The 13,205-nt window shown below is 49.8% G+C and carries 14 protein-coding genes and 2 tRNA genes; 13 read left to right on the top strand and 3 right to left on the bottom strand.

The annotated features are described in order from the left end of the window. From psaA to fba, 7 genes are all read left to right on the top strand, one after another. Window positions 1-1,991: photosystem I core protein PsaA (psaA, locus tag IQ260_RS17580; protein ID WP_193994414.1), on the top strand; the 1,991-nt coding region annotated here is incomplete at its 5' end. Window positions 1,992-2,014: 23 nt separating this feature from the next. Beyond that, on the top strand, window positions 2,015-4,228 hold the full coding sequence (gene psaB / locus IQ260_RS17575) for a photosystem I core protein PsaB (RefSeq protein ID WP_193994413.1): 2,214 nt from the start codon (window positions 2,015-2,017) through the stop codon (window positions 4,226-4,228). Between the two features lie 171 nt (window positions 4,229-4,399). Next, window positions 4,400-4,879: a photosystem I reaction center subunit XI gene (locus IQ260_RS17570; RefSeq protein ID WP_193994412.1), complete on the top strand. Its 480-nt coding sequence runs from the start codon at window positions 4,400-4,402 to the stop codon at window positions 4,877-4,879. A gap of 55 nt (window positions 4,880-4,934) precedes the next feature. Beyond that, window positions 4,935-5,054, top strand: a complete 120-nt coding sequence (locus tag IQ260_RS17565; protein ID WP_193994411.1) for a photosystem I reaction center subunit VIII — start codon at window positions 4,935-4,937, stop codon at window positions 5,052-5,054. 207 nt (window positions 5,055-5,261) lie between these two features. Next, on the top strand, window positions 5,262-5,486 hold the full coding sequence (gene sipA / locus IQ260_RS17560) for a regulatory protein SipA (RefSeq protein ID WP_193994410.1): 225 nt from the start codon (window positions 5,262-5,264) through the stop codon (window positions 5,484-5,486). A gap of 126 nt (window positions 5,487-5,612) precedes the next feature. After that, window positions 5,613-5,684, top strand: a tRNA-Lys gene (locus tag IQ260_RS17555). A gap of 262 nt (window positions 5,685-5,946) precedes the next feature. Then, the gene (fba, locus tag IQ260_RS17550) at window positions 5,947-7,020 is read left to right on the top strand and encodes a class II fructose-bisphosphate aldolase (protein WP_193994409.1); all 1,074 of its coding nucleotides are present in this window, start codon (window positions 5,947-5,949) and stop codon (window positions 7,018-7,020) included. A 123-nt stretch (window positions 7,021-7,143) separates the two neighbouring features. On the opposite strand, the gene IQ260_RS17545 is transcribed toward fba, so the two are convergent. Continuing rightward, window positions 7,144-8,178: a class I SAM-dependent methyltransferase gene (locus tag IQ260_RS17545; protein ID WP_193994408.1), complete on the bottom strand. Its 1,035-nt coding sequence runs from the start codon at window positions 8,176-8,178 to the stop codon at window positions 7,144-7,146. Between the two features lie 158 nt (window positions 8,179-8,336). On the opposite strand from IQ260_RS17545, the gene IQ260_RS17540 reads away from it, so the two are divergent. The 6 genes from IQ260_RS17540 (at window position 8,337) to IQ260_RS17515 (ending at window position 12,190) form a co-directional block, all read left to right on the top strand. Continuing rightward, window positions 8,337-8,561, top strand: coding sequence for a DNA-directed RNA polymerase subunit omega (locus tag IQ260_RS17540; protein WP_193994407.1), 225 nt, complete (start codon window positions 8,337-8,339; stop codon window positions 8,559-8,561). Between the two features lie 59 nt (window positions 8,562-8,620). Further along, window positions 8,621-9,106, top strand: a complete 486-nt coding sequence (locus IQ260_RS17535; RefSeq protein WP_193994406.1) for a hypothetical protein — start codon at window positions 8,621-8,623, stop codon at window positions 9,104-9,106. Beyond that, window positions 9,103-9,468: a DUF1818 family protein gene (locus IQ260_RS17530; protein WP_193994405.1), complete on the top strand. Its 366-nt coding sequence runs from the start codon at window positions 9,103-9,105 to the stop codon at window positions 9,466-9,468. The genes IQ260_RS17535 and IQ260_RS17530 overlap by 4 nt, the downstream gene beginning before the upstream one ends. 120 nt (window positions 9,469-9,588) lie before the next feature. Further along, window positions 9,589-10,767, top strand: a complete 1,179-nt coding sequence (locus tag IQ260_RS17525; RefSeq protein WP_193994404.1) for a D-Ala-D-Ala carboxypeptidase family metallohydrolase — start codon at window positions 9,589-9,591, stop codon at window positions 10,765-10,767. Window positions 10,768-10,867: 100 nt separating this feature from the next. Next, window positions 10,868-10,941 (top strand) — tRNA-Pro (locus tag IQ260_RS17520). 145 nt (window positions 10,942-11,086) lie between these two features. Further along, window positions 11,087-12,190, top strand: coding sequence for a tyrosine-type recombinase/integrase (locus IQ260_RS17515; protein ID WP_193994403.1), 1,104 nt, complete (start codon window positions 11,087-11,089; stop codon window positions 12,188-12,190). Here the strand turns inward: IQ260_RS17515 and IQ260_RS17510 are convergent. Together IQ260_RS17510 and IQ260_RS17505 are read right to left on the bottom strand one after the other, a co-directional pair. Next, window positions 12,175-12,801, bottom strand: coding sequence for a Uma2 family endonuclease (locus tag IQ260_RS17510; protein ID WP_193994402.1), 627 nt, complete (start codon window positions 12,799-12,801; stop codon window positions 12,175-12,177). The two genes, IQ260_RS17515 and IQ260_RS17510, sit on opposite strands and share 16 nt — an antisense overlap. Before the next feature lie 45 nt (window positions 12,802-12,846). Continuing rightward, window positions 12,847-13,205: hypothetical protein (locus IQ260_RS17505; protein WP_228016208.1), on the bottom strand; the 359-nt coding region annotated here is incomplete at its 5' end.

Raw genomic sequence — 13,205 nt, 5'->3', positions numbered from 1 at the left:
CATGGTTAACCAATCCAACCGCCATTAAACCCAGCGCTCAGGTAGTTTGGCCTATTTTTGGTCAAGAAATTCTGAACGGTGATGTGGGCGGTGGTTTCCAGGGCATTCAGATCACGTCGGGTCTGTTCCAGATGTGGCGTGCCAACGGTATTACCAATTCTTTTCAGCTGTACTGCACAGCGCTTGGTGCGTTGGTCATGGCAGCATTAATGCTGTTTGCTGGATGGTTTCACTATCATCGCAAGGCTCCGAAACTGGAGTGGTTCCAGAATGTGGAATCGATGATGAATCACCACCTGGCTGGTTTGTTGGGTTTAGGTTGTTTAGGCTATGCCGGACAACAGATTCATGTATCCTTACCCATCAATGCCTGCTTGGATGCCATTGATGCCGGGAAGCCTCTCACAGTTGGCGGTAAACTGATCGACTCGATTGGAGCGATTCCGCTACCCCATGAGTGGATTCTTAACCCCGCACTCATGCCGGATATTTATCCCAGCTTTGCCCAAGGTGTAACTCCGTTCTTTACCCTGAACTGGAGTGCCTATACGGATTTTCTCACCTTTAAGGGGGGACTCAATCCGGTAACAGGTGGTCTGTGGCTATCTGATACAGCCCATCATCACCTGGCATTAGCTGTCCTATTCATTATTGCCGGACATTTCTACCGGACTAACTGGGGTATTGGCCATACCTTTAGAGAGGTACTTGAGGCTCATAAGGGACCCTACACGGGGCAAGGCCATAAGGGCATGACCGAGATCTTCACCAATTCTTGGCACTGTAACCTTTCCTGGCATCTAGCCTGGATGGGCTCACTGTCCATTTTGGTGGCTCACCACATGTACTCCATGCCGCCTTATCCCTACATTGCGACGGACTATCCCACACAGCTGGGGCTGTTTACGCATCACATGTGGATTGGTGGATTTTTGATTGTTGGTGCAGGTGCCCACGCGGCCATCTTTATGGTGCGTGACTATGAGCCTTCCACCCACATTGATAACTTGTTAGACCGGGTACTTCGTCACCGGGATGCAATTATCTCTCACCTCAACTGGGTATGTATTTTCCTAGGGTTCCATAGCTTCGGTTTATACGTCCACAATGACACTATGCGGGCCTTTGGTAGACCGCAGGATATGTTCTCGGATACGGGTATCCAGCTACAGCCTATATTTGCCCAGTGGGTTCAGCATATTCATGCGATCGCAGCGGGTGGAACAGCTCCCAATGCCCTGGCTGGTGTGAGCCCAGCCTTTGGCGGTGACATTGTTGCCGTCGGTGGAAAAGTGGCCATGATGCCAATTTCCCTGGGTACTGCCGACTTTATGGTGCACCATATCCATGCCTTCACCATTCATGTCACGGCATTGATTCTTCTGAAAGGCGTGTTGTTTGCTCGCAGTTCTCGACTCATCCCAGATAAAGGTGAATTGGGTTTCCGATTCCCCTGTGACGGTCCAGGCCGAGGCGGCACTTGTCAGGTCTCCGGTTGGGACCATGTCTTCCTGGGTCTGTTCTGGATGTATAACTCCATTTCGATTGTGATTTTCCACTTTAGCTGGAAGATGCAGTCAGACGTCTGGGGTAATGTTGCCGGTGACGGCAGCGTCAGCCATATAACAGCCGGTAACTTTGCCCAAAGTGCGATTACCATCAATGGCTGGCTCAGAGACTTTTTGTGGGCTCAGGCGGCCCAGGTGTTGAACTCCTACGGCTCAGCTCTGTCTGCCTACGGCCTCATGTTCTTAGGCGCTCACTTTGTTTGGGCATTTAGCCTCATGTTCCTGTTTAGTGGCCGAGGCTATTGGCAAGAGCTGATTGAGTCAATCGTTTGGGCTCACAACAAACTGAAAGTAGCTCCAGCCATCCAACCCCGCGCTCTGAGTATTACCCAGGGTCGAGCCGTTGGTGTTGCCCATTATCTCCTTGGCGGGATTGCGACAACCTGGGCATTCTTCCATGCTCGGATACTTTCACTCGGATGACGATGAGGACTTGATAAATAACTATGGCAACTAAGTTTCCAAAATTTAGTCAAGACCTTGCTCAAGACCCGACGACGCGTCGGCTGTGGTACGGAATTGCAACGGCCCATGATTTTGAAAGCCATGATGGCATGACGGAGGAAAATCTATATCAAAAGATTTTCGCATCCCATTTTGGTCATTTGGCAATCATCTTTTTATGGACCTCTGGCAATCTCTTCCACGTTGCTTGGCAAGGAAATTTTGAACAGTGGGTGAAAGACCCACTCAGTGTTAAACCCATTGCCCACGCTATCTGGGACCCTCAGTTTGGTCCAGCGGCGGTAGATGCCTATACCCAGGCAGGGGCCAACTATCCGGTGGATATCTCCTTCTCGGGGGTATACCACTGGTGGTACACCATCGGCATGCGCACCAATGACCAGCTCCATGGTGGGGCCATGTTTATGCTGCTGCTAGCAACGCTGATGCTGTTTGCTGGCTGGCTACACCTACAGCCCAAATTTAGACCAGCGGTTGCTTGGTTTAAGAATGCGGAATCTCGCATGAACCACCACCTGGCTGGCCTGTTTGGGGTCAGCTCCCTGGCCTGGGCCGGACACTTGATCCACGTAGCTATTCCGGCCGCACGGGGTCAAGAGGTGACCTGGAGTAATTTGCTGGCTTCGCCACCCCACCCGGCGGGACTGGCCCCATTCTTTACGGGGCAATGGGGTGTCTATGCCCAAAACCCAGATACGGCCAGCCATGTGTTTGGCACATCTGAAGGGGCTGGGACGGCAATTCTCACCTTTTTGGGAGGCTTTCATCCACAGACCGAAGCGCTTTGGCTGACGGATATTGCCCATCACCATCTTGCGATCGCAGTTATTTTCATCATTGCAGGCCACATGTACCGAACTAACTTCGGTATTGGTCACAGCATGAAGGAAATCATGAACGCCCACCGGCCCCCTAGCGGTCGTCTCGGTGATGCCCACGCAGGCATGTACGACACGTACAATGAATCGCTGCACTTCCAGCTCGGCTGGCACCTGGCTGCCCTAGGTGTCGTCACCTCCCTGGTGGCACAGCACATGTACTCCATGCCGTCCTATGCCTTTATCGCCAAGGACTTTACCACCCAGGCCGCGCTCTATACCCATCACCAGTACATTGCTGGCTTCTTGATGGTTGGAGCCTTCTCCCACGGTGCTATTTTCCTAGTACGCGATTATGACCCAGAAGCGAATAAGAATAATGTTCTCGCCCGTGTCCTAGAGCACAAAGAGGCCATTATCTCTCACCTAAGTTGGGTATCGTTATTTTTAGGGTTCCATACCCTGGGGATTTACGTACACAACGATGTGGTCGTCGCCTTTGGCACGCCAGAGAAACAGATTCTAGTAGAGCCTGTCTTTGCCCAGTGGATCCAAGCGGTCAACGGTAAAATGCTCTACGGGTTCGACACACTGCTATCTAACCCAGATAGTATCGCCAGTACAGCTTGGCCCAACCATGCCGCCGTATGGCTACCGGGCTGGATGGAGGCCATCAACAGTGGAACTAACTCCCTGTTCTTGACCATTGGCCCTGGTGACTTTTTAGTTCACCACGCCATTGCACTCGGTCTGCACACAACTACCTTAATCTTGGTTAAGGGAGCCCTGGATGCCCGTGGCTCGAAGCTGATGCCAGACAAAAAAGACTTTGGCTATAGCTTCCCTTGCGACGGTCCTGGTCGCGGTGGCACCTGTGATATCTCCGCCTGGGATGCCTCCTATCTGGCCATGTTCTGGATGTTGAATACCGTTGCCTGGTTAACCTTCTACTGGCATTGGAAGCATCTCGCCATCTGGAGTGGGAATGTCGCCCAGTTCAATCAATCATCAACTCACTTGATGGGCTGGTTCCGAGACTATCTGTGGCTCAATTCGGCCCAGTTAATCAATGGATATAATCCAACCGGCATCAATAACCTTGCCATTTGGGCCTGGATCTTCCTGGCCGCTCACCTCTGCTGGGCTGTTGGGTTTATGTTCTTGATCTCCTGGCGAGGATATTGGCAAGAACTGATTGAGACCTTAGTGTGGGCCCATGAGCGGACACCGTTGGCCAACCTGGTGCAGTGGAAAGACAAGCCCGTTGCCCTCTCAATTGTTCAAGCTCGCCTAGTGGGTTTAACGCATTTCGCAGTCGGGTTTATCTTTACCTATGCTGCGTTCCTCATTGCTTCAACCTCAAGCAGATTTGGTTGAGGCATATTGGGCAAAGAGATTTACTTAGGACAGTCAATTTCTCTTTGCCCTAACCAACGTTGAGACGGTCTGAGACTCTCCTCCCCCGTCTCTCTTAAAGGTCCTGGCCGTTAGGGTAGTTAGGTCAGGACTTTTTTTTCAGCTATCTCTAATATTTCCGGGAGAATATCAATGGCTAATGACTTCATAAAACCGTACAACAACGATCCTGAACTCGGACATCTATCGACACCTATCAGTGATTCTGCCTTTGTGCAGGTATTTATCCAAAATTTACCGGCCTATCGTCCAGGTTTATCGCCTTTAATGCGCGGACTGGAAATAGGCTTGGCCCACGGGTATTTTTTAGTGGGACCCGAGATTCTCTTTGGTGCTCTTCGGGATTATGGCCCAGCCCCCTACTTTGCCGGTCTTGTCACTGCTGTATCGCTGGTTTTACTCGGTACGATTGGCATGAGTGTTTACGGTGCGGCGAACTGCCGAAGTGCGCAAGATAGTCCCCAAGATATCGATAAGCTCAAAACCTCTGAGGGCTGGAGCGAATTTACCGCTGGATTTTTCATCGGTGGCACAGGCGGTGCCTACATGGCCTATCTACTGCTAGATCACTTTGTCACAGTTGATGCCATCTTCAGAGGCTTTGTGAACTAACACAGCGCATTTTCGTATCCGACTATATCCAATTATCTTTTAGAAGGAGTCAACAATGGATGGAACTTACACCCTGTCATGGCTACCATGGATTTTAATCCCCGTAGTTTGCTGGCTATTCCCAGTGGTTTCTATGGTGATGTTAATGTTTTACATTGAGAGTGATGCCGCTTAACTGACACTGCCAAGTATCCTAGGCAAGCTTCTTGACTCATTGCAAATCCTTGCACACCTACAGACGCTAGAAGAATCAAACTGCAGACACCTTGCAGATACCAAAGGAGAATTACTCCAAGGCATCGAGTAAGGAGCTTGCCATGGAAATTTCTTATGGGCACCATAGGTTAAGGTAATAGGCACGGATAAAAACCATCATTTTTCCATGGCTGATAATCTATTTGCCGTAGGCGATCGCGTCTCTGTAACCACCCAACCCCCATACCTCAAAACCGCTGACTCGATGCCCATGCTGCGACCTCCGGATCTAGTCACCCTTGGAGAAAAGGGGGTTGTTTTGGAGCAAAAGCCTGGTGGTTATTGGGCTGTGAGATTTGAGCGAGGAGCATTCTTAATCGATGGTCGATATATTGATCGAGTGTCTGACTAAATGTTCGGCCAGATTTCGGCCAGATTTCGTTCCAACACTGAGAAAAAATTAAAGATATGATCAAACATGGGTACCATCTGTTATATTCAGTAACTGTGTTTGAGAAAAAAATCCTCAACTCAACACGGGTTGCTAGCTCAGCGGTAGAGCACTCGGCTTTTAACCGATTGGTCCTGGGTTCGAATCCCAGGCGACCCATTGCTTATTGCGAATATTGCGAAAAATAATCGTCGGGATGTTCTATATAACGTTCCTACGATTATTTTCTGAGAAAGGAATTGGCAAAGTTATCTAATCAACACAGCCATATCATGGATGCTGTTATCCTTAAGGAAATGCTCAGGTTTCAGAAACAACTCGTCATAAGTTCGGGGTTGTGACCTAAGATTAATGAGTAGGGATACCTATTCGACCCTTTAATTGAAGCTGCCAAAACGGCGAAAAGTACTAGGAGGATTATATGGCGCTTGTACCTATGCGGCTGTTGCTGGACCACGCCGCTGAGAATGGCTACGGCATTCCCGCTTACAACGTAAACAATATGGAGCAGATCCTGGCAATTATGCAGGCTGCTGATGAGACTAACAGTCCTGTGATTTTGCAGGCTTCCCGCGGTGCCCGTAAGTACGCTGGTGAAAACTTCTTGCGTCACCTGGTTCTGGCGGCTATTGAGACCTATCCACATATTCCCGTGGTGATGCACCAGGACCACGGAAACAGCCCTGCGACTTGCTATTCTGCAATCCGCAATGGGTTTACCAGTGTGATGATGGACGGCTCCCTCGAAGCCGATGCCAAGACTCCTGCTAGCTTTGAGTACAACGTTAATGTAACGGCTGAGGTCGTTAAGGTTGCTCACTCCATCGGTGCCAGTGTTGAAGGTGAGCTAGGCTGTCTAGGCTCTCTAGAAACTGGTCAGGGTGAAGCTGAAGACGGTCACGGTTTTGAAGGTACCCTCAGCAAGGACCAGCTCCTGACTGACCCTGATGAAGCTGTACAGTTTGTAGAGCAGACTCAGGTAGATGCTCTAGCGGTTGCTATCGGTACTAGCCACGGTGCTTACAAGTTTACTCGTAAGCCCACGGGTGAAATTCTAGCTATCAGCCGCATTGCAGAAATCCACAAGCGTCTGCCCAATACTCACCTGGTCATGCACGGATCTTCCTCCGTTCCCCAGGAGTGGTTGGACATGATCAACGCTAACGGCGGTAACATTCCTGAGACTTACGGTGTACCCGTTGAAGAAATCCAGAAGGGTATCAAGAGCGGTGTTCGCAAAGTGAACATCGACACCGATAACCGTCTGGCAATCACGGCGGCTATCCGCGAAGCGGCCATGAAGGATCCTGCTAACTTTGATCCTCGCCACTTCCTCAAGCCTTCCATCACGTACATGAAGCAAGTGTGCTCCGATCGCTACCAGGCGTTCGGTACAGCTGGCAACGCTACCAAGATTAAGCAGGTTGGCGTTGATATCTTTGCTGCTAAGTACGAAGCGGGTGAGCTTGACGCTAAGGTTGCTGTTACTGCTTAGTGACTGCTCAGGTTGTAGTAGCGCTTGAACTTTGATTACCAAAGTCATAAACGCATAATGAAAAAAGGGACGGCCATGGCCGTCCCTTTTTATTGATTCGGATGATTGATTCAGGCTGCCGGTTTAAGCTTTCTTGGCTACCCAGTACTTACTCATAAAGTGGTTTGATACCTCTACGTCGCTAAAGCCTGCAGACTCTAAGCGAGCTGCAATATCATCCGTACTGTAATGCCGATAGTAGGGCTCATGGAAGATATTAGGAAAATTATCCATCATGGGCGCAAACTCAGGATTGTCTAGCTTTTGGATCGAGTCGCAAATGATGAACACACCACCGGGTTGGGTCACGCGATAGCACTCATTGATCACCGTTTGGCGCACCTCTGCAGGCAGTTCATGGAATAAAAAGACGCTGACGGTAGCCTCAAAATAATTGTCTAGGTAAGGCAGAGCTTCAGCATTCGCTTGAATCAGCTGGGGCAGGGTGCCAATTTCTTTACTCAGTAGCTCATTCGCTTTGCGCAGGTAAGTAGGAGACAGATCAACCCCATAGAGCGATACCTGAGGCAGGGCATCCCGCATCATTTTGAGCGTACGCCCGGTCCCACAGGCCACATCTAACACCTTAGGAATCGCGTGCCCATCAAGCTGACGCTTTAGCGGAGCGAGTATTCGCCGCCGCATGGGATCCGCTGAACCATTAAATAACAGCTCTACTTGCAAGTCGTAGAGGTTAGCAGACATATCGCTTAAATAGCCATCCGTTTGATGATGAAAGTTCTGCAGGTAATAGCTGGGATAGCTCTCGGTGCTAATATTCGCTCCAAAGTCCCGGTACTGCTTATTTTTTGAACGCTCCCATACACTGGGGGTATCCAAGACCACCATCGGGTAGTACTTAAAAAAGTCATCCCAAGGATTATCAAACAGTAAGCTCTTGGGATAGACCCCAGCTTCAGCGTCTTGCCAGTCGACTTCAATCAATGCATCGAGGCGTTGCTTCAATAGCGCAAAGGTCGCGGCTGGGACGTCAGATGTACGCTCGACCGGAGACACCACATCACGCAGCCGATTGATCAGAGTTTTGTGGGTGTATCCAAAGGCTTGTTTGCCTTGCTGAAATGTCTGGTAAGCAAATTTTGTCAATGTATCTGGCATAGCGTATTTAGAACTGGCCAAAGAATATGCATGTATTAACCATTGTAAAAGTTTATAAAGATAGCCGGGGGCAGATAGCGAGAACTGCAACGCCATTATTCAGGGAAAGCTGCGCTACTATGGATGGGTTATGAACCCCATCCATAGAGGATTACTTGATGAAGCGTCTGTCCCTTGATACCCCTCAGATGATGCGTCGTACGGAGGATTTGATTAAAGCGGCCTCCAATCGCTATCGAATCACGGTTCAGGTGGCTAATCGGGCGCAGCGTCGTCGTTTTGAAGAATTTGACAGCCTGGATGAGTCGCGGATGAAGCCTGTATTGCGTGCCATTGTGGAGATGTCGGATGAGCTGACTCAGCCTGAGATTATTGGCGAATAAGTCTGGACTCTTCAGGGATTGATCGATTGTGCCGATTAGGTCAATCCTTGGGGGTATATATGACTACTTACGTATTTTTTATTTCTAATTTATTAACGCAACGCGGTATGGGTAAGCAGCTTAAGTTTGGGTTTGTAGCCGTTTTAACCACCCTAATGGTTTTGGCTGGCAGTATTTTACAGGTGGGTGAGCCGCTGATGGCCGCTTCGTCGGTTTATGGCAACTGTCAAAGCAGCGCTTGTACGCTTGCGATCGCAAATCAAATCTACACTCAGTATCCTGAGATTCCTCGAGCGGAGCAAGCCAATACCACCCTCCTCAGTCGCTTTATCGATTATCATCTCGACGCCAAAGCACGACCGGCCCAATATCACCTCGATTGGGAACTGTCCATGGCTGATTATCTAGATACCCCCTATAGCCACTCCCCCAAGCAGTCGGCTAACGACACGATCGACAATGTCGATCAGAGGGCCATGCAAACATTGAGCCGCCAGCAGCGTCATAGTCTGGTGCGCACATTAGAGCAGCTATTTACCCAATGACCGCCCTGCTCAAAGAGGGCAGTGGTTGGCGACTAGGCTGGGACCAGGATCGCACCCCATTTCAAGCCTTAGTAGGTGGTGAGTCCTGGGCTATAGAGCTCACCCAGGAAGAGTTTGAAACCCTGGGACATTTAGCCAAGCAGCTGGCCGCTACCATGACAGCCATGGCGTCTGAACTGATGCCCGATGAGCGCATTACCCTTGAGCAAGAAACTCAGCAGCTGTGGATGGAAGCCGACGGTTTTCACCACAGCTACAGTTTACGGTTTATCGTACTGACGGGACGGGGGGCGGAAGGGACATGGCCGACTGCCGTGGTACCCGATTTATTAAATGGATTAGATAGTATCAGCGTATTTTGATTTGGAGAGCTATCCTGGTGTTTTAGACTGGGCACACAGTGGAGAACGCTGTATTACGAGGGCATTCTCCCTAGATGTAGCTCGCATATATCGATTCGACGCTCAGGGTATAGGTACTCCATGAAAAGAATAAAGGTCGTTAGTGATACGCAATTTAAACAAAGACCCATTCTGTCTAATGAGCTATCTAAGCAGGAAAAGGTCTTTGTCCCCAATGGAACCGAGTTAGATTTAACCACGGCTGATGTGGCTCAAGGGGGGCACTTTAAAGTTACGCTGACCCAGCCTCTAAAAGGGACGAATCAGACTGTTTGGTACGTCTATAAGCCTGATGCCAGAGTCTATGACACCAAGATCAAACTGACGGTGTTGAGCGACACCTTATTTAAGCAGCGACCGGTTTTATCTAACCAGCTGAGTGACCGGGAAAAGATATTTATCGCAAATGGTACAGAGTATTATTTGCAGTCGTATTTACCGGCGGAAGGGCAGCATGTGAGGGTTGCGATCGCAAACGACTTTCTCGGTCCCGATAACCGGACAGTCTGGTATGCCTATCAGCCTGATATCCGGATTGTAGGCGATACCATTACCCTCACCGTTACCAGTGACACCCTATTCAAAACGTCTCCCCAACTATCCTCTAAACTCAGCAATAGCGAAAAAGTCTTTGTCAAAAACACCACTGAGATAGAACTCATTGGTCATGAACTGGCCCCCTATAACCACGTCAAGATAGAACTGGCCGAACCCACCTTTAGCAACCGTTCTGAACGGATCTGGTATGCCTATAAACCTGATATTCAGATCGAAGGTAACGAAAAAGACAACCAGCCCAAAAAGGAAACCCCCAGGCCCAAGCCCAGTGGTCCTTACATAAAACTGCCAGGGTTTCAGGGTAACTTCTATCTATCAAATCCTATTATTCCCGGTGGTAACTTTACCTGGGGAGAAGCCACCCACGGCGGTAGTCGGATCCCGGTCAATCGCAATGTCGTCTATGGCATCATCCGCATTGCCCGCGTAATGGAAGACGTTCGTAATCGTCTGGGAGGACGACCGATTACAATCAACTCCTGGTACCGAGACCCAACAACTAACCGACGCGTCGGTGGAGCCAGCCGGTCTCGTCACTTAGTCGGCGATGCCGTTGATTTTGTCGCCCCCGGCCTGCATCCCTACGATGTCTACGACCGGCTCAACCGCTGGTGGGGCTCCAAAGGAGGACTAGCTAGCGCCACCGTATTTACCCATATCGATGCACGCGGCTACTATGCCCGTTGGAGTTATGGATTTTAATAATTGTCCCACAGCCCCAAATTTGTGTGCCCTATGCCACCAAATCTGAGGTAGCCATGCCCTGTCCTTATGCTATGCTTGTCTAGCGTTAATTACGCATCGGGGCGTAGCGCAGCTTGGTAGCGCACTACTTTGGGGTAGTAGGGGTCGTGGGTTCAAATCCCGCCGCTCCGATTAATGAAAACCGCTGATATCAGCGGTTTTTGTGTTTTAAACACACGGTCGGTCAGGCAATGTGACCTAGCCATCAAAATGACTGAAAGTATCATTCGTCCGTCAGGAGATGACAAAATACGGTAGAAGATTGGTAGACGACCTTATGCCAAGATCTCCGAAAGGTACAGTCAAAATTGAGGCTGATCACAACTGGCTCCGCCTGCGCTGGAGCTACCGGGGCAAGCGCTATGCCATTGCCCTCGGTCTGCCTGACACTGACATCAATCGACGTATTGCTCAAAGCAGGGCCGCCGTGATCCAGGCTGATATCCTAGCCGGTCAGCTTGACATATCGTTACAACGCTATCGAGATGAAAAAGATACATCCCTGACGGCAGCTGAATTATTCCAAAAATTCACCGACTGGAAACGGCGTCAAATTACCAAGCGCTCATTGGTCAAATATCTAGGATTGCAAAAGCTAGTAAAGCAGCACTTTAAAACAAAACAGGCCGATGCAATCACAGAAGACCAGGCGCTAGACTTCCGTGATTGGCTACTCAATGAGCTGGCAACAACAACAGCGAGAGAGCGCATTGGTATGATGCGTTCTTGTTGGAGCTGGGCGATTGGCCGCAAGCTGTTGACCGATAATCCCTGGGTAAATGTGAGAGTCAAATCCGCTCCACGGCAGCGGCCACAGCCCTTTACTCAAGAAGAATACGCTAAAATACTCGACGGCTTTAGAGAGATGTACCCTCACTATCTGGGCTATGTCACGTTTGTCATGGGTGTCGGGTGCCGATTGGGTGAGGCATCCGGACTCAGATGGGGACACTTATCTCCTGACTGCTCCAAAATCTGGATCGGGGAGAGTTGGGGACGGGGAGAGAGAAAGACAACCAAAACCAACAAGGACAGAGCTTTTGAGTTATCACCAGGACTGACCGATATGCTCAAACGCCAACGACCTGCCAGCGCTGGAGCAGATGATTTGGTATTCACGTCGGTTGAGGGTGAACCCATTGATGATCACAACTTCCGCCGTCGCTATTGGACGCCAGTGCTTGCGTCTGTTGGGGTACCGTACCGAAAGCCCTACAGCATGAGACACAGCTTTATTTCCCAAGCATTTGACCAGGGATGGAGTGTTTCAGAAATTGCCAGCATTACCGGCAATAGTGAAGAAACCATATTGAGGAGCTATACCGGAGGCGTTCGAGGTCGAGCCAAGCTACGTTCAGTTTGGTCTCAAGATGAAGATTGAAACTTCTTTTGCAAGGTCCGACGGTAGGCTTTAACCGCTTGGGTTTGACTTGGATTGTCGATAAATTTAGCCAGAATAGCCAGGTCTAGCTGGGGTAGCAAACGACTTGCTGTAAGCGCTTCATAACCACTGTCTGGATCAATCAATCCGTACAGGCTAAAGGTTTGATTTTCCCAAAACCAAACTTCGCGCACACCCAAACCCTTATACACATCGAGTTTATCAATGCCGCCACTGGTGAGAACAATTTCAATCGCAATATCAGGGGCCTCCCCCAACCCTCCCAGGCTGTAGCATTCATCCGGTTCCAAGCCACGAGCAACCACTTTTTGCCGGAAGGTTGCGGATCCATAGCCATTGAGATCGATATCAGCTTCTTCGGCAAAGGCTTCTATAAGACGAGCAATAATTTTTTTGAGCCGTTCGTGCTCAGGAGATGTGGTCATCAGCTCTAAGGAGCCCTCCAAATAGGTCATCCGTAAAGCTGGAAATTGGTCAACAAACAGGGATACTAATGCATCGTATTGCTGCCAGGTAACTCCCTCTAAGCAAAGACGTTGCTCATCACCAGCGGGCAATCCTGTTGGTAAATTGATTAAAGAGGCTGTCATCAATCGCTAACTTTTACGGCTACTCATCATTATGGCAGGCTTATGCTAGGCCCGCTTTTGGCGGTTACTGAGTAAGTGTTTTTGCCATTTAGCAATAGCTCTTTGATGTGCATTTAGGTCGTGTTTATTAACCTGCCAATCCCTAAGCAGAGCTAGGTTATAGGTAACCCGTCGTCCTTCTCGATGATAGTGAACACCCTCGATCCACTGGTCATGATTACGGGCCACTGTCCGGGCCGACACACCCAGCACCGCAGCGGCAGCTTGCTGATCGCCCTTTTCTGGCAGTTGCTGTCCTTCTATTGCCGACGCGATCCGCTCTTGAGCACTCGCCTGTCTATCAAGTGCCTGAGCTATCAGCATGAGAGCATTAATCATTCTCTGCATTGCTAGCCCCTCCCTGT

Source organism: Leptolyngbya cf. ectocarpi LEGE 11479 (assembly GCF_015207065.1).
GTDB classification, from domain to species: Bacteria; Cyanobacteriota; Cyanobacteriia; order Phormidesmidales; family Phormidesmidaceae; genus Leptothoe; species Leptothoe ectocarpi.
The sequence above is the reverse complement of the archived record's forward strand: the minus strand, read 5'-3'. Positions and strand labels throughout refer to the sequence as shown.

Bases quoted from the DNA above. Each gene is read 5' to 3' on its own strand.
- IQ260_RS17530 (WP_193994405.1), top strand. From the start codon at position 9,103: ATGACCGCCCTGCTCAAAGAGGGCAGTGGTTGGCGACTAGGCTGGGAC.
- sipA (WP_193994410.1), top strand. From the start codon at position 5,262: ATGGCTGATAATCTATTTGCCGTAGGCGATCGCGTCTCTGTAACCACC.
- IQ260_RS17540 (WP_193994407.1), top strand. From the start codon at position 8,337: ATGAAGCGTCTGTCCCTTGATACCCCTCAGATGATGCGTCGTACGGAG.
- IQ260_RS17570 (WP_193994412.1), top strand. From the start codon at position 4,400: ATGGCTAATGACTTCATAAAACCGTACAACAACGATCCTGAACTCGGA.
- IQ260_RS17510 (WP_193994402.1), bottom strand. From the start codon at position 12,801: ATGACAGCCTCTTTAATCAATTTACCAACAGGATTGCCCGCTGGTGAT.
- IQ260_RS17545 (WP_193994408.1), bottom strand. From the start codon at position 8,178: ATGCCAGATACATTGACAAAATTTGCTTACCAGACATTTCAGCAAGGC.
- IQ260_RS17525 (WP_193994404.1), top strand. From the start codon at position 9,589: ATGAAAAGAATAAAGGTCGTTAGTGATACGCAATTTAAACAAAGACCC.
- psaB (WP_193994413.1), top strand. From the start codon at position 2,015: ATGGCAACTAAGTTTCCAAAATTTAGTCAAGACCTTGCTCAAGACCCG.
- fba (WP_193994409.1), top strand. From the start codon at position 5,947: ATGGCGCTTGTACCTATGCGGCTGTTGCTGGACCACGCCGCTGAGAAT.
- IQ260_RS17565 (WP_193994411.1), top strand. From the start codon at position 4,935: ATGGATGGAACTTACACCCTGTCATGGCTACCATGGATTTTAATCCCC.
- IQ260_RS17515 (WP_193994403.1), top strand. From the start codon at position 11,087: ATGCCAAGATCTCCGAAAGGTACAGTCAAAATTGAGGCTGATCACAAC.
- IQ260_RS17535 (WP_193994406.1), top strand. From the start codon at position 8,621: ATGACTACTTACGTATTTTTTATTTCTAATTTATTAACGCAACGCGGT.